The organism is Gordonia sp. (in: high G+C Gram-positive bacteria) (assembly GCF_052106715.1).
Lineage (GTDB): Bacteria > Actinomycetota > Actinomycetes > Mycobacteriales > Mycobacteriaceae > Gordonia.
On sequence record NZ_JBQEDL010000011.1, the window covers coordinates 36,373 to 60,436 of the forward strand.

Sequence of the window (24,064 nt, forward strand, 5' to 3'; positions counted from 1 at the left end):
CATGACTACGACAGATCTCGATCCCTCGACTCGAACTAAGAAGAACGCCGACGAGCTGCGGGCGATCGCCGAAGCCGGGGCACAGCAACTCGGACCGGACGCCACCGCCGAGGAACTGCTCCGTTGGACGGCGCAGACGTTCGGCACCGACTTCGTAATCGCCGCGAACATGCAGGACGCCGTCCTCATCGACGTCGCGAAGAAGGCGATCGATCCGGCAACGATCGACGAGCAGAAGCTTAAGGCGCTGTTCCTCGACACCGGCTACCACTTCGCCGAGACCATCGGCACGCGCGACGCGGTCACCGACGTCTATGACCTCGAACTGATCAACGTCACGCCGGAGCAGACCGTCCAGCAGCAGGACGAACTCGTCGGGAAAAACCTATTCGCGTCCGACCCAGGCGAATGCTGCCGTCTGCGCAAGGTGGTGCCACTCAAGGGATCTCTCGCGCCATTCAGTGCGTGGGTCACCGGCATCCGCCGCGTCGAGTCCCCTACACGCGCCGAGGCTCCCCTGATCTCGTTCGACGAGGGATTCGGGTTGGTCAAGATCAACCCGCTCGCCGCGTGGACCGACGAGCAGTTCCAGGAGTACATCGACGCGCACGGCGTCCTCGTCAACCCCTTGGTCGACGAGGGCTACCCCTCCATCGGGTGCGAGCCGTGCACCGTCAAACCCAAGGCCGGAGAAGATCCGCGCAGCGGCCGTTGGGCCGGGCGCACCAAGACAGAATGCGGGTTGCACGCGTCATGACCATTTCCGACAACACCCCGATCACGCCGCCGCTCAACCGCGCCCCGTCGGTCGACACGGACGAGTTCACCACTCTCGACGCACTCGAGTCCGAGTCGATCCACATCTTCCGCGAGGTCGCGGGCGAGTTCGAGCGACCGGTGATCCTGTTCTCCGGCGGCAAGGACTCCACCCTGCTGCTGCACCTGGCGCTCAAGGCCTTCTGGCCCGCACCGTTGCCGTTCTCGCTGCTGCACGTGGACACCGGGCACAACCTGCCCGAGATCATCAAGTTCCGCGACGAGATCGTCGAACGCCACAACCTGCGTCTGCACGTCGCAAAGGTCGAGGACTATCTGTCCGACGGTCGCCTCACCGAGCGTCCCGACGGCATCCGCAATCCGCTGCAGACCATCCCATTGCTCGACGGCATCACCGAGAACCGCTTCGACGCGGTGTTCGGCGGCGCTCGCCGCGACGAAGAGCGGGCCCGCGCCAAGGAGCGGATCTTCTCGCTCCGCAACGCATTCGGGCAATGGGACCCGAAGCGTCAGCGTCCTGAGCTGTGGAACCTCTACAACGGACGCCATGCCCCGGGCGAGCACGTGCGCGTGTTCCCGCTGAGCAACTGGACCGAGCTCGACGTCTGGCGCTACATCGCTCGCGAGCAGGTGCTGCTCGCGCCGCTGTACTACGCGCATGAGCGCGAGGTGTACGAGCGCGACGGCATGTGGATGACGTCGGGCCCGTGGGGCGGACCGCGTGAAGGCGAGAGCATCGAGACCCGGATGGTGCGCTACCGCACCGTCGGCGACGGCTCCACGACCGGAGCCGTCCTCTCGGACGCAGCCGACAACGAGTCCGTTCTCGCCGAGGTCGCAGCGTCGCGCCTCACCGAACGCGGTGCCACACGTGGCGACGACCGCGTCTCCGAGGCCGCCATGGAAGACCGCAAGCGCGAAGGATATTTCTGATGACTGCTCCACATACGGGGCTCGCCCCGGCCCCCGACCTGCTCCGCATCGCCACCGCGGGCAGCGTCGATGACGGCAAGTCGACTCTCGTCGGCCGTCTCCTGTTCGACACGAAGTCGGTACTCGCCGACCAGATCGACGCCGTCACCACGGCGTCCGTCGACCGTGGAATGGACACACCGGATCTGTCGCTGCTGGTCGACGGTCTGCGCGCCGAGCGCGAACAGGGCATCACGATCGATGTGGCGTACCGCTACTTCGCGACACCGAACCGATCGTTCGTCCTCGCCGACACCCCCGGCCACGTTCAGTACACCCGCAACACGGTGTCGGGGGCGTCGACCGCGCAGCTGGTGATCCTGCTCGTGGATGCGCGGTCGGGAGTCGTCGCACAGACCCGTCGTCATGCGGCGGTCATGGCTCTGCTCGGCGTCCCACGCCTCGTGCTCGCGGTCAATAAGATCGATCTCGTCGATAACGCGGCCGAGGTGTTCGCGCAGATCTCCGCAGACTTCAATTCGGTTACAGCGGCTCTCGGGTACCAGCCCGAGCAGGTCCAGGAGATCCCGGTGTCGGCGCTGCACGGCGACAATGTGGCGATCAAGTCGGAGAACACTCCGTACTACGACGGACCGACCCTGATCGAGCATTTGGAGACGGTGCCGAACGTGATCGACCGTAGCCCGGTCGGTCTCCGTTTCCCGGTTCAGTACGTGATCCGTCCCCGCACCCCCGAATACCTGGACTACCGTGGATACGCTGGCCAGATCGCCGCCGGTCGCGTGTCGGTCGGCGACGAGATCGTGATCGCGCCGTCGGGTATCCGTTCGACGATCGCAAAGATCGATACCGCCGACGGCGAGCTTCAGACGGCACACACCGGTCGCAGCGTCACACTGCTGTTGGCCGATGACGTCGACGTCTCCCGCGGCGACTTGATCGCCTCCGTCAACGACGCTCCGGAGCCCGCTCAGGAGTTCTCGGCGACGGTCTGCTGGCTGGCAGAGAAGGCCTTGCGCCCCGGTGCGCGCCTGCTCCTCAAACACGGGACCAAGACGACGCAGGTCATCATCGGCTCGCTCGACGCCCTGTTCGACGAGCAGAATCTCTCGGTGCTTGACGCGCCGGAGTTGTTAGAGCTCAACCAGATCGGACGCATCTCATTGATGACGGCCGAGCCGATCGCCGCCGACGACTACCAGGTGGACCGCGAGTCGGGCAGCTTCTTGATCATCGACCCGCAGGGCGGAAACACCCTGGGCGCGGGCCTGATCGGCGACGCCCTCGCCCCGCTGCGCCTGCCCGAGGCCGCGGCGCTCTGATGAGTGCGACTCTCGTGCTCGCCGCGCATGGCAGCCGAGACCCGCGTTTCGATGCGACAGCTCGCCGAGTAGCCGATGCGGTGCGCGTCGGGCTGCCCGGCGTACGCGTCGAACTGGCGTACTTGGACTTGAACGAGCCGGCGATCGGCGACGTGCTCGCTCGCCTGTCCGACGACGCCGTCGTCGTTCCGCTCCTGTTCGGCAACGGCTTCCACGGCAAGGTCGATCTGCCTGCGATACTCGCGGACGGCTGTGCGTCGAACCCGGCGCTGTCAGTGCGGCAGACCGAGGTCGTCGGCGTCCGCTCCCCGGTTCCCGCGCTGGTTGACCGGCTCGTCGAGGCGGGTCTACGCGATGACGACGGCGTGCTAATGATCGCCGTCGGCTCGTCGGATCCGACGTCGGACGCGTCGATCACGGCACGCTCGGACGAGTTGGCCGCCGCTCTCGGACGGCCCGTCGAATTGGTGTTCGCGACCCGGATCGGGCGGGACGGATCGGCAGTGCGCGGCGCCGTCGACGCCCTGCTGGCTCGTGGCTGCTCCCGCATCGCGGTCAGTCCGTTGTTCCTGTCGGCCGGTCTCCTGACCGAACGCGTCGAGCGTGTCCTCGACTCCCTGGACACACCGGTGTTCGTCGCAGGCCCGGTCGGCGCGCACCCGACGTTGGTCGACGCGATCGCCGCGCTCTACACAGCGCACGCCGCGGCCGCACCGGCCGTCTCCGCTTAACGCTGTAGTTTGCTGCCACATAGTGGCAGCAAACTACAGCGTTAAGCGGGTGGGCAGTTCGGGCAGCGGACGAAGGGGCCGGGCCACCCGTTGGCAGTCAACGCCGTCGCGATCTTCCACGCCGTCTCGCAGGGCCGTCCAGCGACCTGCCCGAAGCCGAGGTGCAGGGTCAGGCGTCGTTCTCCGACAGCAGCGTCCAGGTCTCGTTCGAGGTCGCGGTCACGGTCGGCCGCCGTGTCGTGGAACCGCCACCCGTCCAGTTCGACGACTGTTCCCCAGTCTGGGTAGTCGAGATCGCGGAAGCCCTTGCGACCGAAGCTAGTCGGGGCTTGTCTGACCGGTACGGGCAATCCGTGCGGCCGTTCCACCCCGGTCAGGTACCGGTGTTCCAGTATCGAGCACGTGCCGCCGGCGATGTCCGTCAACACAGCGACGACGCGGGCGCGTCGCGGCATTCGCGCTCGGGCGGCCAATGCCTGCCGCAGCTGCGGGACAGCGGTGATCCGTGCATTCACGGCGTCTGCGAGGACTGCGATCGCCTCGGTCTCGCTGCGGGCCGACGCCGCGATGTCGAGGACAACCTCGTGGATCCGGAGTCGCGGCGGGCACATGTTCCAGGCGACGTACGCCTGTAGCCCTGTCCGACGATGGACTTCGACGCCTGGGCGACTGGTCACCTTGCGGTCTGCCTCAATGGCGATGTGAATCGTGTCGCCGAGGCCGGGCAGCACGGACGTATGGCAGAGCGCAGCAGAATATGCGTCGAGGACTGCAGCCCACGCTCGTTGACGCCACGTCAGCGGGCCGGTGTGATCGACGTACACGCCCGAGTAGATCGTCGCCCAGTCGCGGCGCCGAAGACTGCGGCGCACATCGGCGGCGGTGCAGCCGCACTCGAGGGCCTGCTTGCGTGACACGACACCGTCCTGCCTTTGCAGGAGATCCGCGATCTCGGGCGGTGCGCGCATACCCAGGATCATCGCCACGGTCCGCCGATGTGTACAGCACGTTATCCACAGGGGCGAACACGCGTCGGACCTTAACGCTGTAGATCACTGCCACTATGTGGCAGCAAACTACAGCGTTGATGCTCAACCGTCGTGAAAGACGCCTTCCAGGTATTCGCCGATATCGTCGACGGCGGTCCGCCCCAGACCAGTCGCGCCCGCAAGGTTGGCGACGAAACCGTGGATCTGCCCGTCGTAGCGTCGTGCCTGCACCGGGACACCGGCGTCCGCGAGACGCTGCGCGTACGCCTCGCCCTGATCACGGAGCGGGTCGTACTCTGCGGTGACGACGAATGCCGGTGCGACCCCGGCAACGTCGTCGGCGAGCATCGGGGACGCCCGCCAGTCGGTCGGATCGGACGGGTAGTTCTTCCCGAACCAGCGCAGCAAGTCCTTCGTCAGGAACTTGCCCTCGCCGTGCTCCTTCAGTGACGGGTACGGCTTGGAGATGTCGGTCGCCGGGTAGATCAGCACCTGCGCTGCCAACTCCGGACCGTGGTCGCGGGCGTCGATGGCGACGACCGCCGACAGGCACCCACCCGCGCTGTCGCCTGCCACAGCGATACGCGACACGTCGCCGCCCAACTCGTCCGCACGCTCGCCGACCCAACGGGTCACCGCTGTCGCGTCGTCGGAGGCGGCCGGAAAGGGATTCTCTGGACCCTTTCGGTAGTCGACCGAGACGACTACCGCACCGAGTTGCCTGCACCAGACCGAGCACGGCCCATGCACCGACGCCGGGCTGCCAACGACGAAGCCGCCGCCCGGGAAGTACACGAGTACGGGGAACGGGCCGGTGCCGTCCGGCGTGTAGACGCGGACGGCGATGTCGCCCGCCTGCCCGGGAATCGTGCGCTCGGCCACGTCCGCGACATCGACCGGGGGCAGGCCCGACCGGTTGCTCATGGTGTCGAACGCGCGACGCGCCCGTTCGACGGGCATCTCGTGCATCGGCGTCGCCTGGGCGATCGCATCGAGGAGCACCTGCGTGTTCGGATCGATCGGCATGGGACCTCCAGAAGGAACGTACTGCGTTCGGATATCAGTCTGCACCATGCAGTCAGCAATGCATCGGACGGCAGTCCCTCGCTTGCCCAAGAGAAGCCGAGACATACTGCGCGCGTCGCTATCTCGCCTCTCCCTCACCAGAAGAGGAGCCACCGTATATCGAACGACCGACATTCTCGGCGAGCGTTCGTGCATCTGAGTGGTTCCTGAATACTGTCGTCGCATGAGACTTCGACAGTTCCTCGCAGCGTTCGCGATCATGGCATTGCTCGCCACCGGCGCGACGGTGGTACCCGGCACCACTCCGACCGCAGCAGCCGCCGCCAATTACTGGGGTGCGATCGCCTGGAACTACAACGGCCGCACGGCGTACGCCGTCAACTATCACTCACAGAACGGTGCCGTCCGTGCGGCGAAAGCACGCTGCGGACGCAACTGCGGTTGGATCGCCTTCTACCGCTCGTGCGGTGCGGCCGCCTACAAGTTCAGCGGGCACCGCACCCGGGTCGGCACCGCCCGCGGCTACGCGACCCGCGCCAGCGCCCAGCGCGCCGCCAAACGTAAGGCGGGCTACGGCTCACACATCAGGGCGTGGGCCTGCACTGCGGGCCGCTGACGTTCAGTCCAGTTCGGGAACCCTGGTGGCTCGGGCGAAGATCTCTTCGCCCGGCACCAGGTTCAATGCGTTCTGGTCGCCACGCGTGATCTGAGCGAGGAACTCCTCCCCCGTCGTCGCGGCCCGCAACTCGACGCGAGTCTCGAACCCGAGGTTCACCACACGCAGGATATGCGCCTTGACCACACCGGTGTCGAGCGAGGAGTCCGGACCGGGAAACACCATCTCCGGAGTACGTCCCAGACGGATGTCGTGCGGACGGACCAGTTCACCGTTCAGCTTCGAGATCGAGCCGAGGAACGACGCGACGAACACGTTGTCCGGGTGGTCGTACAACACGTCGGGGGTGCCGATCTGCTCGATACGCCCCTTGTTGAGGACAGCGATCCGGTCGGAGACGTCCAACGCCTCCTGCTGATCGTGCGTGACGAGGACCGTGGTCACGTGCACCTCGTCGTGCAGATTCCGCAGCCACTTGCGCAGATCCTCACGGACTTTCGCGTCGAGCGCGCCGAACGGCTCGTCCAACAGCAGAACCTGCGGGTCGACAGCGAGGGCACGCGCCAGCGCCATGCGCTGACGCTGACCGCCCGACAACTGCGCCGGGTAGCGCTTCTGGAAGACGGTCAGTCCGACGATTTCCAACAGGTCGTCGACCTTCCGCTCGATCTCGACCTTGGACCGCTTACGGATCTTCAACCCGAACGCGATGTTCTCCCGCACCGTCAGATGCTTGAACGCCGCGTAATGCTGGAAGACGAACCCTATGTCGCGCTGCTGTGGCGATGCCTTGGACACGTCGCGACCGTTGATTTTGACCGTTCCCGAGTCGAGCGTGTCCAGACCCGCAATGGCGCGCAGCAGCGTCGATTTGCCGGACCCGGACGGTCCGAGCAGCGACGTCAGCGAGCCCTCGGGGATGTCTATCGACACGTCGTCAAGCGCCGCGAACTCCCCGTACCGCTTGTTGGCACCGATCACCGAAATGGACATGTCAGTTCTTCTCCTCTTCGACGATCGCCGAACTCGCGTCGGCCACCCGCCCTTGGACGCGTCGTTCGACGATGGTCATGACGACGAGCACGACGATCGCCACCAGCATGAGCAGAGTCGCGGCAGCGTATGCACCGAACTCGTTGTAGTCGTCGGTGTACCGCGAGTGAACCAACAGGGTCAGGGTCTGCGACACGCCAGGGAAGTTGGACGACACCATGGTGACCGCGCCGTATTCGCCGAGCGCACGGGCGACGGTCAACACCACGCCGTAGGTGAGGCCCCAGCGGATGGCCGGGAGTGTGATGCGCCAGAACGTCTGCCACCCCGTCGCGCCGAGCGTGGCCGCCGCCTCCTCCTGCTCGGTCCCGATCTCGCGGAGCACCGGTTCCACTTCACGGACGACGAACGGCAACGTCACGAAGATCGTCGCCAACACCATTCCGGGTAGGCCGAAGATGACTCGGATGCCGAAGGACTCCAGACCACCGAACCAGCCGTCTGCGCCCCACAGCGCGATCAGAGCGACGCCGACGACCACCGGCGACACGGCGAACGGCAGATCGACAATCGCCTGCAGGATGCCCCTGCCACGGAACCGGCCACGCGCCAGCGCCAGCGCCGTCACAACACCGAAGATCACGTTCAGCGGGACGACGATCACGACGATCAGCAGGGACAACTGCAGTGCCGAGATCGCGGCGGGGGTGGTGATCCATTCCCAGAACTGCCCGAAACCATGCTCGAATGACCGCCAGAAGATCAGACCGACGGGCACCAGCAGGAGGACGAACAAGTAGATCAATGCGATGCTTCGCAGGCCGAGCCTCGTCCATTTCGAAACGATCATTACTCCGCACCCTCCCGACGTGTCTGGATGCGCGAGACGACGCGCAGGACGAACAGGACCACGAAGGCGATCACCAGCAGCGCCACCGAGACGGCCGCCGCGTTGACCGGTTCGTCGACCTCGATCTGCTGTTGGATGTACTGCGAGGACACCTGAGTCTTACCCGGGATGTTGCCGCCGATCAGCACGACCGAACCGAACTCGCCGATTGCCCGGGTGAAGGCGAGGCCCGCCCCGGTCAGGATCGACGGCAGCAGTGCCGGAAGCACGATCTTGGTCCAGATGACGCGGTTGCTCGCGCCGAGTACCGACGCAGCCTCCTCCACGCTGTGATCAAGTTCCATGAGCACCGGCTGCACCTGCCGGACCACGAACGGCAAAGTCACGAAGGTCAAGGCGATGATCAGCGCGGGCTGGGTGGCCGACAGATGGATGTCAATCGGGCTGTCCGGACCGTACAGCGACAACAGCACGAGGCTCGCGACGATCGTCGGCAACGCGAACGGCAAGTCGATGATCGCGTTGACGAATCCTTTTCCCGGGAAGTCGTCACGGACCAGGACCCAGGCGATGAGCATGCCGAAGACGACGTTGATGATCGCGACGGCGAGCGATACCAGCACGGTGATGCCGAGCGACTGCAACGCGGGCTTCGCGATGACGGCGTCCCAGAACCCGGCGGGACCGTCGTCGAACGACTGCACGGCGATCGCGGCGAGCGGCAGCAGCACGATGATGCTCAACCACAGGCCTGCAACGCCGACAGTCAGCCCGGTGCTCGATCGTCGGGGCCTGGCCGCTTCGACCGGGTTGTGGTCTGCGGTGGTGTCTGCGAGGCTCAACGGCCCGCCTCCTCGTCATAGGCGGCGGTGATGGCTCCACCGGACCCGAACAGCTGATCGTCGACGTCGCTCCATCCGCCCAGATCGTCGATGGTCGTGAGTCGGCGGATGTCGCCGGGGAAGTCGGCCGAGGTCTGCGCCGCAACCGCCGGATCGGTCGGCCGGAAGCCCGCCTGCGCCCACAGCCGCTGCGCCGCCGGGGTGAAGAGGTAGTCGACGAACGAGTTCGCCGCGGCGAGGTCGGTGCTCGTGTTGACGACGGCGACCGGGTTGTCGATCCGGAACGTCTCCGACGGCACGATGTACTGGACGCGCTGCGACGCGGGCGCACCGGCATTGCCCCGCTCGAGCATGATCGCCTCGTTCTCGTAGCTGATCAGCACGTCGCCCTGCCCCTGCTGGAACGTCGTCGTCGCCTCGCGACCCGATTTCGGCAGGACGTGGATGTGGTCGCGGACCAGGGACCGGATGTAGTCGATACCGGCGTCCGGGTTCTTACCCGCATCGCTCTTCGCAGCGTACGGCGCGAGGAGGTTCCACTTGGCCGAACCGGAGCTTCCCGGGTTCGGGGTCACGACCTCGACACCGGGCTTCAGCAGATCGTCCCAGGTCCGGATGTTCTTCGGGTTGCCGGCACGGACGACGATCGCGACGACCGACCCGAACGCCACCGACTTGTTCGGGCGCTGGTCCTCCCAGTCGTCGTCGACGACGCCCGCGTCGACCAGACGCGTCACATCGGGGGCCACCGAGAAGTTGACGACGTCGACGGGCAGACCCCGCGCCGCCTTCCGCGACTGGTCGCCGGATGCACCGTAGGTCTGCGAGAAGCCGATGTCCCGGCCTTCCGGAGTCTCACGGAAGGCCGGGATCACGGTGTCGAAGCCGACTTTCGGGACCGCATACGCGGCGAGGTTCACATGCCTGCCGCCCGACGAGATGTCGATGCCGCCCGGCTCGTCCGTCGATCCGCCGCCGCAGGCAGCGACCGACACGACGAGCGCGGCGACCACGGCGAGACAGCCGAGGATCTGGCGCGGACGCCGCACGCGCCGATGGGTCTTCTCCGAGTTCACGCGATGACGCTAGCAACGTTTCTACCTGCACCTCAACGTAGAACGGCATTGCGCTCACGCTGATTCGAATTTCTCGCTTTCGGTCCGTGCCCGGGTATTGCGGGGCGCCGTCACGCACCCTCGGGGTGCAGACCGTGCGCGATGGTCTCGACTGCGCCGACGTTGCCGAGGGTGCCGGGGTGCAGATCGCTCTCCGCGACGGCGATGAGGCGACCGTCCCTGACCGCGGGGACGTCGGGGAAGGTCCGTCGCAGATAGTCGCGTGTGCGCTTCTCGTGCTCGCCGTCGGTCACCCCGAACACGATGACGTCCGGGGCCCGGGCAATGATCTCCTCCGGATTAATTTCGGCGGCAAAGAAGTCGGCAAATTCGGGCGACGACGCGTCGAAGACGTTCGCGCCGCCCGCACGCTCGATGATGTCGGCCTCGACGCCCGCACCGATGGCGGTGAGCGTGCCCGCCTCCGCGTAGACCTGTGCGACCGATGGGCGCGGTCGGCCCTCGATCGCGGTGTCGACGGCACGCAACCGCTCCCTGGTGTCCGCGGCCAGCCGGTCGGCGGTGTCGGGCACGCGCATGATCGCACCGAGGTTGTCGATGTCGGTGAGCACGTCGGTGACCTTCGCCGAGTTCCGGCGCTCGGCGCAACCGCCTGCCGCGATGTAGGCCTGTGCTCCGCTGCGGTCGAGCTGCCCGATGTCGGCGAAGCCCTGCGCCGCCGTGAACTCGTAGGACGTCGGCGCGACCACGAAGTCCGGCTCGACCTCGAGAAGGTCCTCCCGCGCCGGCGGTGCGTCGACGCTGAGAACCGGGATGTCGGTCGCCTGTCTCGCGGTGTCGGCAGGCAGATCCGACACCCCGGTCTGCGCCTGTCCGACGAGACGGTCCCCCGCCCCCAGCCGAAGCAGCAGGTCGGTCTGCGTCGGCATCAGACCGACGACGCGCTGCGGGGCGGACGTGAAGGTGAGTTCGCGCCCGCAGTCGTCGACGGTGACCGGCCGCGAGCCGTCGCCGTCGGCGCGATCGGTGTCGACGCCCGCACCGCACGCGGTGAGCAGGCCGGCGGCGCCGAGCACCGCTGCGGCCGCGCCGAAGTGTGCTCCTGGATTGACGAACCTCATGCTGTGTCTACTTTCTGTGCGGGTGGGGCCCCTCGGCCCCCGGTTCTGTCGGTCTGTCGAAGATGAGGTGCCGACGGCCGGTCGTCGGATGCACGACCGGCGTCGCCGCCACCCCGAACACGCTGCGCAGCCGATCGACGGTCAGCACGTCGACGGGTGTGCCGTGCGCGACGAGTCGGCCGCCGTCGAGGACGGCGATGTGATCGCAGGCGGCATCGACGAGGTCGAGGTCGTGCAGCGCCATCAGGACCGTCCGCCCCGCTGCGCGGATGAGTGCGAGGAGTTCGAGCCGGTGCGCGATGTCGAGGTGATTCGTCGGTTCGTCGAGGACGAGCACCGGCGTGTCCTGCGCGAGGGACCGCGCGAGCATGACGCGTTGGCGTTCGCCCCCGGACAGCGCTCCGACCGATCGCCCCGCTAACGCGAGCGCGCCGACGCGGTCGAGGCAGCGCAGCGCCACGTCGACGTCCTCCGCGGAGTCTCGGCCGAAACCGCGACCGTGCGGGAGTCGCCCGAGCAACACGAGGTCACGGACCGTCATGTCGAATTCGCCGTAACCCTCCTGTGCCATCACGGCGATGCGGCGGGCGACGTCTCGGCGGTGCAGCGAGGTCAGTGCGACCCCGCCGAGGTCGACTCGCCCGGACGCTGCCGGTGTCAAGCCCGCGACCGCGCGCAGCAGCGTCGACTTGCCGCTGCCGTTCGGGCCGATGAGACCGAGCACTGTGCCTGCGGGCACACAGAGGTCGACGCCGTCGACGACGAGCCGTCCCGAACGTCGGACACTGACACCGTGGACGTCGACCCTCATCGGTCGATCCCCACCGCGTCGGCGCTGTCGCGGCGCAGCAGCCAAAGGAAGAACGGCGCTCCGACCGCCGCCGTCAGCACACCGAGCGGCACCTCGGTCGGCGCGGCGACGGTGCGTGCCGCGAGATCGCAGGCGCCGAGGAACACGGCGCCCCCGAGGACCGCGACCGGAAGCATCCGACGGTGGTCGGATCCGACCAGGATCCTCGCCACATGCGGCACGACGAGACCGACGAAGCCGATGCCGCCCGACACTGCGACGACCGCACCGGTCAGCAGGGCCGCGGCGATCAGGACGGTGCCTCGCAACCGGTTCACGTCGACGCCTAACGACGACGCCGCATCGTCACCGACGAGCAGTGCGTTGAGCGCTCTCGTCCGCAACGCCGCGTACAGACCGACCGCGACGAGCGCGACCGCAGGCAGCGCGAGATGGCTCATAGTGGCCGCCGACACCGAGCCGAGGAGGAAGAACATGATCGAGTAGACGTTCTGTGCATCGCTCGACACCGTGAGATAGCTGGTGATCGCCGAGAGGAAGGCGCCGAGCGCGACGCCTGCCAGGATCAACCGCTGCGGAGCAATGCGGCCGGATTTGCTCGCGAGAAGGTAGACGGCGGCCGTCGCCACAAGTGCGCCGACGAACGCCGCCGCGCTGATCCCGACGGTCGCTCCGACCCCGAGCACGATGACGCCGACGGCCCCGACTCCAGCTCCCGCCGACACCCCGAGGATGTACGGCTCGGCGAGCGGGTTGTGCACGACTGCCTGCATGAGAGTGCCCGCGAGTGCGAGGGCGGCGCCGGTCAGGACGGCGAGCAGTGTTCTCGGGAGCCGGAACTGCCAGACCGCGCTGTCCTGGACGGCCGTGAGGGAGCCGTCCGACATCCACGGCATGCCGGGGATCAGGTGGCCGACGATCAGTCGGGTGGCGTCGCCGACGGAGACCTCGATGGTCCCGGTGGCCGCCGATCCGACGACGACGAACACCAGCGCGAGCGTCAACGCGGGAGCCAGTATCCGCACACGCGTCACCGATCTCATGAGGTGCTGCCGTTCGTCGCCTCGGCGGCGAACGCGAGCAGATCGACCCCCATCGCGTGCAGCGCGTCCAGGTGGTTTCCACCGTGACCCGCATCGTCGTACTCGGCGAGTTCTGCGCGCGCCCCTGACGCGTGCACGGCCTCGACGGTCCGCCGAGTCGCGTCGCCCGAGACTCGGGAGTCCTGTCCGAGGACGACCCCGAGGAATGCGGGCACGGTGTCGACATCGGTGTCGGTGAGGCGTGCGGCCCGATGCAGCGGCGACAGCGACGTGAGCCGCGCATCGCCCTCGGCTGTGCCGTCGGCACCGAATTCGGCTGCCCACCGGTGACCGAGCGGATGCTCGTCGAGTCTTGTCAGATCGAGGGGCGCGGCGGTCGCGACGACGCCTGCGCACACGTCGGGCGCTCCGAACGCGCACGATGCGGCGAGCACACCGCCGTGCGATGCGCCCGCGAGTACGAGGAGTTCGGGCGTCGTGACGCCTGCGGCCACGAGTCCGCGGGCGATGCACATGAGATCGTCGACGCCGCGCCGCTTGACCGCGCCGTATCCCGCGGCCCGCCACGCAGGCCCGTATTCTCCGCCGCCACGGACCTGAGCGACCGCATACGATCCGCCGGATTCGATCCACGCCGCGGCGGTCGGCTCGAACTCCGGGAGGGCGCAGACGCCGAAGCCTCCGTAGCAGGTGAGGATCATCGGCCGCGGACCCTCAGCCTCCGGTTCCGCGACGACCACCGACAGGTCGGCCCCGTCGTCGGCGCGCACCGTCAGCCGGCGGACGGCCGCGGACGACGCGAGTCGCTCGCCGTTCCGCAGGTCGTCGAGTGACATCTGTGTCGGCGGGACGGTGAACGATTCCACGAGCACAGTCACACCGGCGGTCGCGTCGACAGGGACGGCCGCTCCGTCTGCGCGGCCCAGAGCGCTGACGGTCACCGGGCCGAGCGTCGTCTCCGGGTCGATGTCGTCGACGACGACGCCATCGACGATCTCGAGGACGACACTGCGCCCGTAACGGACACCGGAGACGACGAGTCGGTCGTCGGAGACCGCCACACCCGTCGGGGTGACGTCCGGATCGGACCACGCCCAGAGGCGTCGACCGGTGTTCGGGTCGATCGCGTACAGGCCGCGCCCGTCGCCGTACACCGCCTGCCCGCCGCAGTCGACGATCGCCGTCACGGCCAGTGCCTGCCCGATCCGGGTTCGCGTCGCCCGGTCGACGATCGCAGTCGGTCGCCCCGGCCGACTGTGCGTGAGCAGACCGTCCCGGCCGCCGGGGAACAACCGCCACCTGCCGTCGGGCAGGTCTTCGACGGCGACGACCGTCATGGAGTCGACGTCGACGTCGACCAGGCTCCCCGCCGCGACCGTCGACAGTCGCGACGACGCCGTATCCCAGAGCATCGGATCGTAGCGGCATCGGACGTCTTCGAACTCGGTCACGTCACCGGTCGCGGCGTCGACGATCACGAGTACGGCCTCCTCGTCTGCGGCGGCGGCGCATTGGACGGCGATGTGCGACCGGTCTCCCGACGGCTCCCAGGAGAGGATGTGGCCGTCGGGTTCGAAGACCGGAGCACCGTCGGCGGCTCGGTACAGGCCGCGGCGGGCCCGTCCCGGCAGACGGTCGCAGCGATATCCACGCAACGGCAGGGACGGGCGGCCGAGCCGCTCGTACCGATGCAGCGCGGCGTCGAGCTCGGACGGTGTCTGCGTGGCGGCATGCGTCATCGCCGTCACCGGCCGATCGGATCGAGGTCGCCGCCAGTCCAGTGCAGGAGACCGCCGTCGTCGAGCGGGGTCGGAACCCTGATCGTGGTCGCGTCGTCGGCGTCAGCGGCGACGACGAGGATCTCGCCGTCGCCGCCCCTGGTAACGGCGATCGACGTGGCGTCGGGGTGCACGGCCACCGACCGGCGGTGCGCGGGCGGGTCCCACGGCACCGATCCCGGTCGAGGCGGTCGCGACAGCGCAGGCAGTGCGACGACCCGCTCAAGCGTGAGAGCGTCGGACCGCACCCCGATCACGGTGAGCGCATCGCCATCGGGATGGATCGTGGCGACCGCCGCCCGGGATCCGCCGAGGCCGAACCGGAATGCGAGCCCAGGCGGCAGCGGGGCGACCCGGGTCCGTCCGCCGACGAGTTCGACGGCCACAAGATGGTTGGTCCAGTCGACCCACTGTCCGGGGTCGGCGGGCCCGCCGCGGACCACGCCGACGGCCGATCGTGTCGCGGCGTCGAACCTCAGGTAGTGGGCGCGACCGGCGAACGGCCAGTCGACGATGCCGATGGGGCGGGGAACGCCGCGGTCGACGACGAATCGTTCGATGCCGCGGCCGGTGGCGACGGCGAACACACCGGACTCGGTGTCGACGGCGTCGCCGTGACCGTCGGCTCCGACGTCCTCGGTCAGATGACCGGCGATCGGCGGAACGTGCGGCCCGACAGCCAGGCACATGCGCACCGACAGCGCTTCCACGGCGCCCGGCTCGCGGTGGCGGATCACCACGTGCGGTTCACCCGTGCTCTGATCGGTGACGACCCCGACACCCGGTTCGCCTGCGCGACTGCGCATGCGGACCGCCCGCCCGTCGACGAGGTCGACGACGGTATACACGTCGCTCCACGGCATGGCGTCCGCACCTGTTCCGGTGGTGACGACGACGTATCGACCCGACTCGTCGCACGCCGTGTGTTCGGCGGGGATCGCGATCGGAAACGCGCGCCGTCGGAGACCGCCGTGAACGGCGAGCTCACCGCGGAGGTCGTCGGCGTACGCCCATCCCCCGCCCGGAATCGCGAGGACTCCCGCGTGCTCGGCCGCCACCGTGTCCTCCGGATGGTCGACGACGGACACGTCCGCGCCGACGACACGGTAGACGACGCCCGCACGGTGGTCTGCGGCGATCAGTTCGGATGAAGTCACCCGACGAAAGTTATTGCAATTGGTTCCCATTATCAAGTACGGTTCTCGAGTCCGCTTCGGCAGACACGGGCCGGCGCAGGTCGGACCGTTCCACAACGAAAGGAGACGTCCCATGGACGCGCAGCTGATCGCAGAGATCGAAGAGCCCGAGCAGTTGGCTCACCTGTCGGCAAGCCACTCGAACGCCCTCGTGGACAACCCGTTCGACTGAGCCGAAGCCTCACGGTCCGACCGTGAGTCGACGTCTCGGGCGGGCGGACTCGACCCCGCCCGCCCGAGGCGTCTCGCCCTCACCCGCACCCTCCAGGAGAGTCCCGCCTTGCCTGACCGAACAGTCGTCGCCGTCACCGGAACCGGTGCGGTCGTCTTCGACGACACCGATCGCGGCGACATCGTCCTGCGCACGGCGACCGGACGATTTCACCACCTCGTCGATCCTCCCGCGGGCGTCGTCGCGCACCTCGCGGGAACCACCGCGGCCGAGCCCTCGCGCACCGCCTCAGAGGTCGACGACTACATCGGCCGTCTCCGGGCCGAGATCACCTACCGGGAGCAGACCGACGCACAGACCCGCTGGCCGGACGACCGTCGGGACGTCGGGGTGATCGGCTCCGGCGCAGTCGCCTCCGACATCGCGGAGGCCCTCACGCAGATCGGCGTCCGGATCCAGCGGCACGACCGGGCGGACGCTCTCGACCCGGCTGCCGTCGCACTCGTCGTGGCCGTCGCCGACGGTCCGACCGAGTGGGGTGCCCTCGACGAACTGCCTCGACGCGGCGTCGCCTGGTTGCGGGCGTACCGGGAGGGATCGGTGTGGTTCGTCGATCCGATCGCCACATCGTCCGACGACCCGTCCGCCCGCCAGGTGGCGCGACGCCGTCTCGCGGCGAGCCCCGTTCCACGCCACGTCCGAGCGTGGCGTCAGCGGACCCGTCCCGACCCGCCCGACCTCACGGTCGTCGAACGGATCCGCGTCGCCGACCGGATACTCGGCGTCGCTCTCGCCTGGGCGCAGGACGATCCCCTGCTCGACGTCCACCGCCGCACACTGTGGACGTACGTGTCGGCCACCGGCCGCACCCGCGAACACCCTGTCCTGTCCTATCCAGCGCCCGCCGACAGCGAAACCGCAGCCACCGGAACAGCACAGCGATGACGGTCCCGCCGGACGCACGGGAGCACACCGTCGGCGCCGACGACGGCACCGAGCTCCGAGGACTCCTGTGGACGAGTGACGATCCGCGCGCTCTCGTCGTGATCCGCACCCCCTACGACGCTTCCCGCCACGAATCGATCGGCCGGGCGTGGGCGAGCCGCGGCTACGAGTGCCTGGTCCAGGACGTCCGAGGACGCTACCGGTCCGACGGCGCATGGCTGCCCTACCGTCACGAGTCCGCCGACGGTCGAGCTGCGCTCGACGCCGTCACACGGATCCGCCCCGGGCTGCCCGTCGTCGTGTACGGAGCGTCGTACGCCGCTCACACCGCGCTCGAGGCAGCACGGGCGAGCAGGGCGCCGGTCGCGGCGGTGATCGTCGCGGTCCCCGTCCTCGGTCCGGCCGAGACGACCGTCGATGCGAACGGCGTCCGTCAGATCCGTCACCGTATCGGCTGGTGGCACGAACACGGGCACACCCGGACCGCACAGGGTCCGCTGTCCGATGTCGAACTCGACGCCCGCACCGCGGTCGCGGCGACGGACGTGTCCGCGGCGGCCGACGCATGGGGCTGGCCCGAACCGACACGTCGGGCGTGGCGCGAGCTCTGGGCGGCGGCCCCGGTCGACGTGTCCCGACGGTTCGCCGACGTCCGTGCACCGCTTCTGGTCCTCAGCGGCGCCTACGACTTCTTCGATCACGATGCTCGGCGGCTCGCCCGCGAATGGACCGGACCGTCTCATTTCGCCGTCGGGCCGTGGGGGCATCGGATCGGATCCGGCTCGGGTGCGGTCATCGATCCGTGGCTCACCGCGCACGGTCTGCCCGGCACCCCCGATCGCTGGACCTCGATCCTGTGCCCCGAACATCCGACCACGTCGACCTTCGACGCCGCCGCAGACGAGTGGCGTCACGAGAGGACCGTTCCGTGACCCAGCCGCTCCCCGTCGCAGTGCTTCCTGTCTCCGTGCTCGTCGACCCCGAGTGCGGCGTGATCCGATCGGTGCGGGAGGTCCCGCATCCCGCGGGCGCCCCGATCTCCTACACCGGTATGACGGCCGCGGTCGCCGACGCCCGCATACTCGGCGACTGGCCCGCCGACCGCGTGTCGCTCGGCACCTCGTTCGGAGATCCGGACCGTGCGTGGATCGCCGCCGTCGCCGAAGGCGTGGAACGCTACTGCGGCAACTGGCTACCCGCCGAGTTCGACGACGACGATCTGATCGTGACGACACGAGCCGACCTCGTCGGTCGCGGGCGCACGCCGATCGGCCTCGACGAACTGCCCCGGTTCGCCGACTGGCAGCACGCTCGCGACGGCTTCCCGTATGAACGTCTGACCGACGACACCCCGACCCTGTGGTCCCGATGCGTCGACGACCGAGGCGACGACGTGTGGCTGCCCGCGTCGCTCGTGCACCTCAACTGGCGGCAGACCAGACTCCGGCACCTGCCTCGCATCCACCACCTCAACTATGCGGGCATCGCGACCGGGCAGGGCGCCGACGACGCCCGCGACCGTGGTGTCATCGAGGTGATCGAACGCGACGCGCTCGAGGTGTGGTGGCATCTGGACGGGCCGACGGTCGGCATCGACCCCGCGAGCGTGCCGGGTCTGACCGACGACCTCGCGGGCGCCGACCTCGACGTGTCGCTGGTGGTGATGCCGTCCGAGTTCGCTCCCGCCGTCGCCGCGCTGGTCCACGACCCGGTCCGCGGACTGTACGCCGCGGGGTTCTCCGCGTCGCTCGATCCGGCACAGGCGGCGCGCAAAGCCGTGCTGGAAGCGGTGCACACCTGGCTGTACACGCAGGGGTGCACCGACGCGGACGGTTGGGTCTTCCGCGCGGTGGACGAGGGGCTGATGGCCGAGGGCCTGCATTTTCCATTCCGCCCGGATCGGACGTATCTCGACGCGGCGGGCCCCGACTGCGAACGCGTCGTCGACCTGGGCGCGCATGTGCAGGTGTGGCTCGACCCGCGGGTGCACGAGGAGGCGCACCGGTTCACCGACCCGGTCGGCGGGACACTGCCGCTCGACGAGGTCCCGGTGCCGCGTATCGACATGCTCGAGGTCTACCGACGTCTCGCGGAAGGCGGCCATCGAGTGATCACGCGGGATCTGACCACCTCGGATGTGGCTCTGACACCCCTGCGCGTGGTTCGGACGGTCGTCACGGGTCTGATTCCCAACGCACCCGCCGCATTCGCCTACGTCGGGATGCCGCGCCTACGGGACTGTGCGCTCGGACGCGGCTGGCGGTCGCGTTTCGACGGTCGGCCCGACGAGCTCACCCTCGTTCCCCCGCCCCACATGTGACGCCGTGATCCCCGAACTTCTGACACGGGCGTGGACGCCCGACGAACCCGGACCGGCCGTTCCGCCCGGCCCACGAAGCAATCCGTGGACCGCGGTCGGCGCGGTTCCGGTCGCAGCGCCTCCTCGGGTCCGTGCGCTGGTGGACGGACTGTGGAACGACGGCGGACCGCACGTGCTGCCCGACGGCACACCGTCGAGCATCGCGCGACGGCCGGTGCCGTCCGCGGGCGGCGCCTACCCGGTCCAAACGCATCTCGTGATCGGCGACCGCGGATTCGCAGGGCTCGATCCGGGCAGGTACGTCGTGGATCGGGAATCGGCGACATTGCTGCGTCGCGGCGACGGCGTCGCCGGATCCGGCGTCTCGCACCTGGTCTTCACCGTCCTGCCCGGTCGGTCGTACTCCCGGTACGGGCACCGCTCGTGGCCGTTGTGGATCGCCGACGTCGCCTATGCGGTCGCCGCCGTGGACTTTCTGTCCGGTGCACGCGCTCGGGTCCTCGTCGGCCCCGACCGCCGAATCCGATCGCTGGTTGCGTTCCCGCCCGCCGGCGACGCACGACGGTGGACCGACAGCGGTCTGGTCCCCGAGATCGCACTCGCCGCAACGCCTCTCGGCGACAACTTTCGAGTCTCGGAGATCCGACGGGCCGCTCTGCGGGTCCGTCGATCGCCCGCGGTGGCCGATTTCGCGTCCCGAACGGGTCGGCGACCGTCCGACGACGCGATCACGGTCGCCCGCGCGTCACAGCAGGGGTGGGTGCTCGGCTCCGACCGTCTACGGATGTGGACGCTCGCCCCGCCCGACGACGCCCCGACACTTCTGGCGGGGCTGTGGAGGGTGCACCGCGATGCGGCCAGATTCGTGTACGGTCACGCGCTCGACGGCCGTCGACAGTGCCGACCCGTGTCCGGGACGACGCTCGTCGACGGGACATGGCCGGTCCACGCTGTGGCCTGTCTCGATCGACTGACGGGGGAACGCCGATGATGATCGTCCGCCCCCTCTGGCGGGAGGCCGCCCAGTTCCCCGCACGGCTAGCCGGTGCCGTCGCGCTGCTCACCGCGATCTCGGCGACGCACGTCGCGCAGGCCGTCGCCGTCGCCTGTGCGATGGCAGCCGTCGTGGACGGCCGGTCCGGCGAGGTGGCGGTCGCGCTGGCCGCGATCGTCGCCATCCTCGCGATACGGGTGGCGGCGATGCTCGCGCAGGCGTCGACGGCCGCGCGCCTCGGCGGACAAGTCCGTGGAGAGATCCGCCGTCGAGCTCTCACCGCCGTCCTGTCGCCCTCGAGTCTGCACGACGAGACCGTGCGCGACGGAACACTGCGCGCCACAGTCACGGACGGTGTCGACGGCACCGACTCGTATGTCGCCAAATACATTCCGGCGCTCGCACAATTGGCGATCGTCTGCCCCGCCGTCGTCGTGTCGCTGCTGTTCCTGTCGCCGATCGCCGCCGTCGCCGTCGCGCTCGGCGTCGTCGTCGCGCTGGCCGGACCGAAGGTGTGGCGGCGCCTGTCGGCTCGCCGGAGCCGTGAGCATTGGGACACCTACGAGTCGCTGAGCGCCGACCTGCTCGAGTCGTTGCGCGGTATGCCGACGCTCCGAGTGCTCGGCGACGTCCCCGGAACACGTGCCACCGTCGGCCGCAGGTCCGAGGAGCTTCGGGCGGCGACCGAACGCAGCATGCGGGTGTCTCTCGCGGAGACCGGCGTCACCGACTTCGCGGTGCAGGCCGGCATGTTCGCTGCGGCGGCGACCGCGATCGGCGCGGCGACGACAGGGCGCACGCCGACGATCGGCGTCTACCTGATCCTGCTCCTCGCATCGGAGGCGTTCCGTCCCGTCCGAGACCTGTCGAAGCACTGGCACTCGGGTTTCCTCGGGGTCTCGGCGATCGTCGGACTCACCCGGATCGGCGCCTTCGACGACGCTCCGCGCGGCGAACCGGTCGCGACACCGTCGCACAGGTCTGCGCATGAGCTGCGGGTGTCCGGAGTGTCGTTCACCTACCCCGGTGCGAGCGCCCCGGTGCTCGACGAGCTGACGTTGACCGCGACGAGGGGTGCGATCAGCGCGGTGGTCGGAGCATCGGGCGCAGGGAAGTCGACTCTCCTCGACGTGCTTCTCGGATTCCTGCGACCGGGCGCCGGGTCGATCGAGTTGGACGGGCGCCCGCTACGTCCCGGCGACGTCGCCGTCCTGTCACAGCATCCGGTGCTGTTCGCGGGGACGGTCGCCGAGAACCTCGCCGCCGCGAGGACTGCCTCCCGGGCGGAGATGGTCGACGCGTGCCGTGCGGCCGGTATCCTCGCCGACGTTCAGTCGCTCGCCGACGGCTTCGACACCGCCGTCGACGAGAACGGAGGCAATCTGTCCGGCGGTCAACGGCAGCGGTTGGCTCTGGCTCGCGCACTGCTCGCCCAGCGGCCCGTGCTGCTCGTCGACGAACCGACGAGCGCGTTGGACGCCGCGCGTGCCGCGGACGTCCTCGACACGCTCCATCGGGTGGCGACCGATCGCATCGTCGTGATGGTCAGCCACCGTCCCGAATCGCTCGTCGACGTGCCGGACGTGTACCGCCTCGACGCGGGCGCGCTCACCAGGGAGGTCCGATGACCCGGCCCGCGGCGGTCGACGCGTTCGCACGGCTGCTGCCCGCACTGTACCCGGAACGACGGGCGATGGTCTGGAGTTTCGCGGCGGCGACGGCGAGCGCAGGCGCCCTCGTCGCGCTCACCGTGCTCATCGCGGCCGGGGTGGGTCACGCCGTCGTCGACGGAACGTCGCCGGACGCGTGGTGGTGGTGCACGGTGCTCGCGCTCGTCGTCGCCCGCACGGTGCTCACCTGGCATGAGATGGACGTGTCGCACGCTCTCGCCTACCGGGTGCTCGCCCGGCTCCGGAGCGTGCTGTTCGACGCGTACGCCCGCAGTGCGGGGGCCCACCGTCGTGCCCATTCGGGTCGGTCGGCGAGCATCGCGATGGACGGGATCGAGCGACTCGAGTTCTTCTACGCACACACCGTCGCACAGATGGGTGCGTCTGTCGTGGTGTTCGTCGGCGCGATCGGAGCCGCTGCGGTACTCGCCCCGATCACCGCGGTCGTCACCGCACTCGGCGGAGTCCTCGTCCTGTGCACGTCGTCGGCCTGGGCTCGCACCGCGCGGCGTCTCGGCGCTGCGGACGACCGGGCACGGGAGTTGGTGTCCGTACGGGTCGTCGACGCGCTCGGCGCGCTGCGCGAGGTGCTGTCGTACGGGATCACGCGGCAGATCGTCGGTGCCGTCGCGGATGCGACCGACCGCGCGAACACCGTCCATCGACTCCGCGAGATGGCCGAACGCCGCAGCGAGACGGTGCGCGACGTGGTCGTCACGGCCGTAACAGTCGGGGTGCTCGCCGCAGCAGACGGTGCACCCGCGCTTCTCCCCGCGCTGGTGGCTCTCGCACTCGCAGGCGTGTCCGCAGCCTCGGACGTCGCCGCAACCGCCACTCGCCTGCACCCGTTGACCGCAGACGCCGTTCGTGTCGCCAACCAGGTGGATGCGCCGACGACGAGCCCCGAACCCGTCGATCCGCATCCGGTCCCCGACGGTCGGCTGGGCATCCACTTCGACCAGGTGCACTTCACGTACGACGGGGGCCGCGACGTCCTCCGGTCCTGGACGCTTCTCGTCGCCCCCGGGGAGCACATCGGTCTCACCGGTCCGTCCGGCTCCGGTAAGAGCACAGTCCTGGCGTTGGCGTCACGGCTGCGCGACCCGGTCGGCGGTCGGATCCGCCTCGTCGGACGCACCGGATCGGTGGCGTTGCCCGATGTCGCCGACGCCGATCTCCGATCCGTCGTCGCCGTGGTCGATCAGGACGCGACGATGTTCTCGGGCACCGTGCGGGACAACCTGCTGCGCGGCACGGATCGACGTGACGACGCCGAGTTGACCGCGGTGCTCCACCGAGTCGGAGTGTCCGACCGTGTCCGTCTCGACGACGAGCTCGGACAGTCCGGCCTCCGATTGTCCGGCGGCCAACGCGCACGGCTCGCATTGGCGCGCGCACTGGTGCGTCGGCCACGTGTACTGCTCGTCGACGAGGTCACCGCTAGTCTCGACCCGGACACCGAACGAGCAGTGTCGGCGACGCTCGCCGACTTCGACGGCACGCTCCTCGTCGCGACGCACCGCAGCGAGACGCTCGCGCGCCTGCACCGCGTCGTGGAAGTGGGTCCCGTCCCGTCAGCGCAGGATCAGCCAAGCGATGATCACGAGGATCAACAATGCAACGAGCGCCATGGTCACTTTGGAACGGAACACGACTAGATCCCCAATCCGTGATCGTCCTCGACGTCGCGCCGGGCGAGCACTGAGAACGCTTTGCCGACAAGGTAATTGACCCCGAAGGCGATTGCTGCGGCGAGCGGTGTGGCGATTAGGAGGAACACCACGAGCTGTGGGATGAAGGGGAGACCGGTGAGCCACTCCTCCACCGAGTCCCACCACGCCAGCACACCGCTCATGACG

At 68.9% G+C, this 24,064-nt stretch carries 24 protein-coding genes; 12 read left to right on the plus strand and 12 right to left on the minus strand.

The features are described from left to right. Position 1: 1 nt before the first annotated feature. From ACTIMF_RS07645 to ACTIMF_RS07660, 4 genes are read left to right on the plus strand one after another with little or no spacing between them, the layout of a single operon-like run. Positions 2–757: a phosphoadenylyl-sulfate reductase gene (locus ACTIMF_RS07645; protein ID WP_442349680.1), complete on the plus strand. Its 756-nt coding sequence runs from the start codon at positions 2–4 to the stop codon at positions 755–757. Next, entirely contained in the window at positions 754–1,710 is a 957-nt protein-coding gene (gene cysD, locus ACTIMF_RS07650; RefSeq protein WP_442349681.1) for a sulfate adenylyltransferase subunit CysD, read from the plus strand. Before ACTIMF_RS07645 ends, cysD begins: the two co-directional genes overlap by 4 nt. Continuing rightward, on the plus strand, positions 1,710–3,032 hold the full coding sequence (locus ACTIMF_RS07655; protein WP_442349682.1) for a sulfate adenylyltransferase subunit 1: 1,323 nt from the start codon (positions 1,710–1,712) through the stop codon (positions 3,030–3,032). Before cysD ends, ACTIMF_RS07655 begins: the two co-directional genes overlap by 1 nt. Then, positions 3,032–3,763: a sirohydrochlorin chelatase gene (locus ACTIMF_RS07660; protein ID WP_442349683.1), complete on the plus strand. Its 732-nt coding sequence runs from the start codon at positions 3,032–3,034 to the stop codon at positions 3,761–3,763. The genes ACTIMF_RS07655 and ACTIMF_RS07660 overlap by 1 nt, the downstream gene beginning before the upstream one ends. A 41-nt stretch (positions 3,764–3,804) precedes the next feature. On the opposite strand, the gene ACTIMF_RS07665 is transcribed toward ACTIMF_RS07660, so the two are convergent. Both ACTIMF_RS07665 and ACTIMF_RS07670 read right to left on the minus strand, forming a co-directional pair. After that, on the minus strand, positions 3,805–4,743 hold the full coding sequence (locus tag ACTIMF_RS07665; protein ID WP_442349758.1) for a hypothetical protein: 939 nt from the start codon (positions 4,741–4,743) through the stop codon (positions 3,805–3,807). Between the two features lie 111 nt (positions 4,744–4,854). Beyond that, entirely contained in the window at positions 4,855–5,778 is a 924-nt protein-coding gene (locus ACTIMF_RS07670) for an alpha/beta hydrolase (protein WP_442349684.1), read from the minus strand. A gap of 223 nt (positions 5,779–6,001) precedes the next feature. Here ACTIMF_RS07670 and ACTIMF_RS07675 point away from each other — a divergent pair, with 223 nt between their 5' ends. Next, complete coding sequence (locus tag ACTIMF_RS07675) at positions 6,002–6,394, plus strand: DUF4189 domain-containing protein (RefSeq protein ID WP_442349685.1); 393 nt, start codon at positions 6,002–6,004, stop codon at positions 6,392–6,394. 3 nt (positions 6,395–6,397) lie between these two features. On the opposite strand, the gene ACTIMF_RS07680 is transcribed toward ACTIMF_RS07675, so the two are convergent. The 9 genes from ACTIMF_RS07680 to ACTIMF_RS07720 all read right to left on the minus strand — a co-directional run bounded on the left by ACTIMF_RS07680 (position 6,398) and on the right by ACTIMF_RS07720 (position 16,065). After that, positions 6,398–7,387, minus strand: coding sequence for a sulfate/molybdate ABC transporter ATP-binding protein (locus ACTIMF_RS07680; protein ID WP_442349686.1), 990 nt, complete (start codon positions 7,385–7,387; stop codon positions 6,398–6,400). A gap of 1 nt (position 7,388) precedes the next feature. After that, positions 7,389–8,237, minus strand: coding sequence for a sulfate ABC transporter permease subunit CysW (cysW, locus tag ACTIMF_RS07685; protein WP_442349687.1), 849 nt, complete (start codon positions 8,235–8,237; stop codon positions 7,389–7,391). Further along, positions 8,237–9,079 carry a sulfate ABC transporter permease subunit CysT gene (gene cysT / locus ACTIMF_RS07690; protein WP_442349688.1) on the minus strand — a complete coding sequence of 281 codons (843 nt, stop codon included), beginning with the start codon at positions 9,077–9,079 and terminating at the stop codon, positions 8,237–8,239. Before cysT ends, cysW begins: the two co-directional genes overlap by 1 nt. Then, complete coding sequence (locus ACTIMF_RS07695) at positions 9,076–10,155, minus strand: sulfate ABC transporter substrate-binding protein (RefSeq protein WP_442349689.1); 1,080 nt, start codon at positions 10,153–10,155, stop codon at positions 9,076–9,078. Before ACTIMF_RS07695 ends, cysT begins: the two co-directional genes overlap by 4 nt. A 110-nt stretch (positions 10,156–10,265) precedes the next feature. Continuing rightward, on the minus strand, positions 10,266–11,276 hold the full coding sequence (locus ACTIMF_RS07700; RefSeq protein WP_442349690.1) for an ABC transporter substrate-binding protein: 1,011 nt from the start codon (positions 11,274–11,276) through the stop codon (positions 10,266–10,268). Between the two features lie 7 nt (positions 11,277–11,283). Then, positions 11,284–12,087: an ABC transporter ATP-binding protein gene (locus tag ACTIMF_RS07705; RefSeq protein WP_442349691.1), complete on the minus strand. Its 804-nt coding sequence runs from the start codon at positions 12,085–12,087 to the stop codon at positions 11,284–11,286. After that, complete coding sequence (locus tag ACTIMF_RS07710; protein WP_442349692.1) at positions 12,084–13,130, minus strand: FecCD family ABC transporter permease; 1,047 nt, start codon at positions 13,128–13,130, stop codon at positions 12,084–12,086. The genes ACTIMF_RS07705 and ACTIMF_RS07710 overlap by 4 nt, the downstream gene beginning before the upstream one ends. Continuing rightward, positions 13,127–14,869 carry a prolyl oligopeptidase family serine peptidase gene (locus ACTIMF_RS07715; protein ID WP_442349693.1) on the minus strand — a complete coding sequence of 581 codons (1,743 nt, stop codon included), beginning with the start codon at positions 14,867–14,869 and terminating at the stop codon, positions 13,127–13,129. Before ACTIMF_RS07715 ends, ACTIMF_RS07710 begins: the two co-directional genes overlap by 4 nt. A gap of 5 nt (positions 14,870–14,874) precedes the next feature. After that, on the minus strand, positions 14,875–16,065 hold the full coding sequence (locus tag ACTIMF_RS07720) for a hypothetical protein (RefSeq protein ID WP_442349694.1): 1,191 nt from the start codon (positions 16,063–16,065) through the stop codon (positions 14,875–14,877). Positions 16,066–16,177: 112 nt separating this feature from the next. Between ACTIMF_RS07720 and amiA the strand changes: the two genes are divergently transcribed. From amiA to ACTIMF_RS07755, 7 genes are all read left to right on the plus strand, one after another. Then, entirely contained in the window at positions 16,178–16,276 is a 99-nt protein-coding gene (gene amiA, locus ACTIMF_RS07725) for a streptamidine family RiPP (protein ID WP_420039364.1), read from the plus strand. A 108-nt stretch (positions 16,277–16,384) separates the two neighbouring features. Next, on the plus strand, positions 16,385–17,221 hold the full coding sequence (locus ACTIMF_RS07730) for a hypothetical protein (RefSeq protein WP_442349695.1): 837 nt from the start codon (positions 16,385–16,387) through the stop codon (positions 17,219–17,221). After that, positions 17,218–18,153: a CocE/NonD family hydrolase gene (locus ACTIMF_RS07735; protein ID WP_442349696.1), complete on the plus strand. Its 936-nt coding sequence runs from the start codon at positions 17,218–17,220 to the stop codon at positions 18,151–18,153. The genes ACTIMF_RS07730 and ACTIMF_RS07735 overlap by 4 nt, the downstream gene beginning before the upstream one ends. After that, a complete protein-coding gene (locus ACTIMF_RS07740) occupies positions 18,150–19,541 on the plus strand; it encodes a YcaO-like family protein (RefSeq protein ID WP_442349697.1) in 1,392 nt (463 codons plus the stop codon). Before ACTIMF_RS07735 ends, ACTIMF_RS07740 begins: the two co-directional genes overlap by 4 nt. Positions 19,542–19,545: 4 nt before the next feature. After that, positions 19,546–20,532: a hypothetical protein gene (locus tag ACTIMF_RS07745; protein ID WP_442349698.1), complete on the plus strand. Its 987-nt coding sequence runs from the start codon at positions 19,546–19,548 to the stop codon at positions 20,530–20,532. Further along, entirely contained in the window at positions 20,532–22,163 is a 1,632-nt protein-coding gene (locus tag ACTIMF_RS07750; protein ID WP_442349699.1) for an ATP-binding cassette domain-containing protein, read from the plus strand. The genes ACTIMF_RS07745 and ACTIMF_RS07750 overlap by 1 nt, the downstream gene beginning before the upstream one ends. Continuing rightward, positions 22,160–23,863, plus strand: coding sequence for an ATP-binding cassette domain-containing protein (locus ACTIMF_RS07755; RefSeq protein WP_442349700.1), 1,704 nt, complete (start codon positions 22,160–22,162; stop codon positions 23,861–23,863). The genes ACTIMF_RS07750 and ACTIMF_RS07755 overlap by 4 nt, the downstream gene beginning before the upstream one ends. Here the strand turns inward: ACTIMF_RS07755 and ACTIMF_RS07760 are convergent. After that, positions 23,860–24,060: a hypothetical protein gene (locus ACTIMF_RS07760; RefSeq protein ID WP_442349701.1), complete on the minus strand. Its 201-nt coding sequence runs from the start codon at positions 24,058–24,060 to the stop codon at positions 23,860–23,862. The genes ACTIMF_RS07755 and ACTIMF_RS07760 overlap by 4 nt on opposite strands. Between the last annotated feature and the right edge of the window lie 4 nt (positions 24,061–24,064).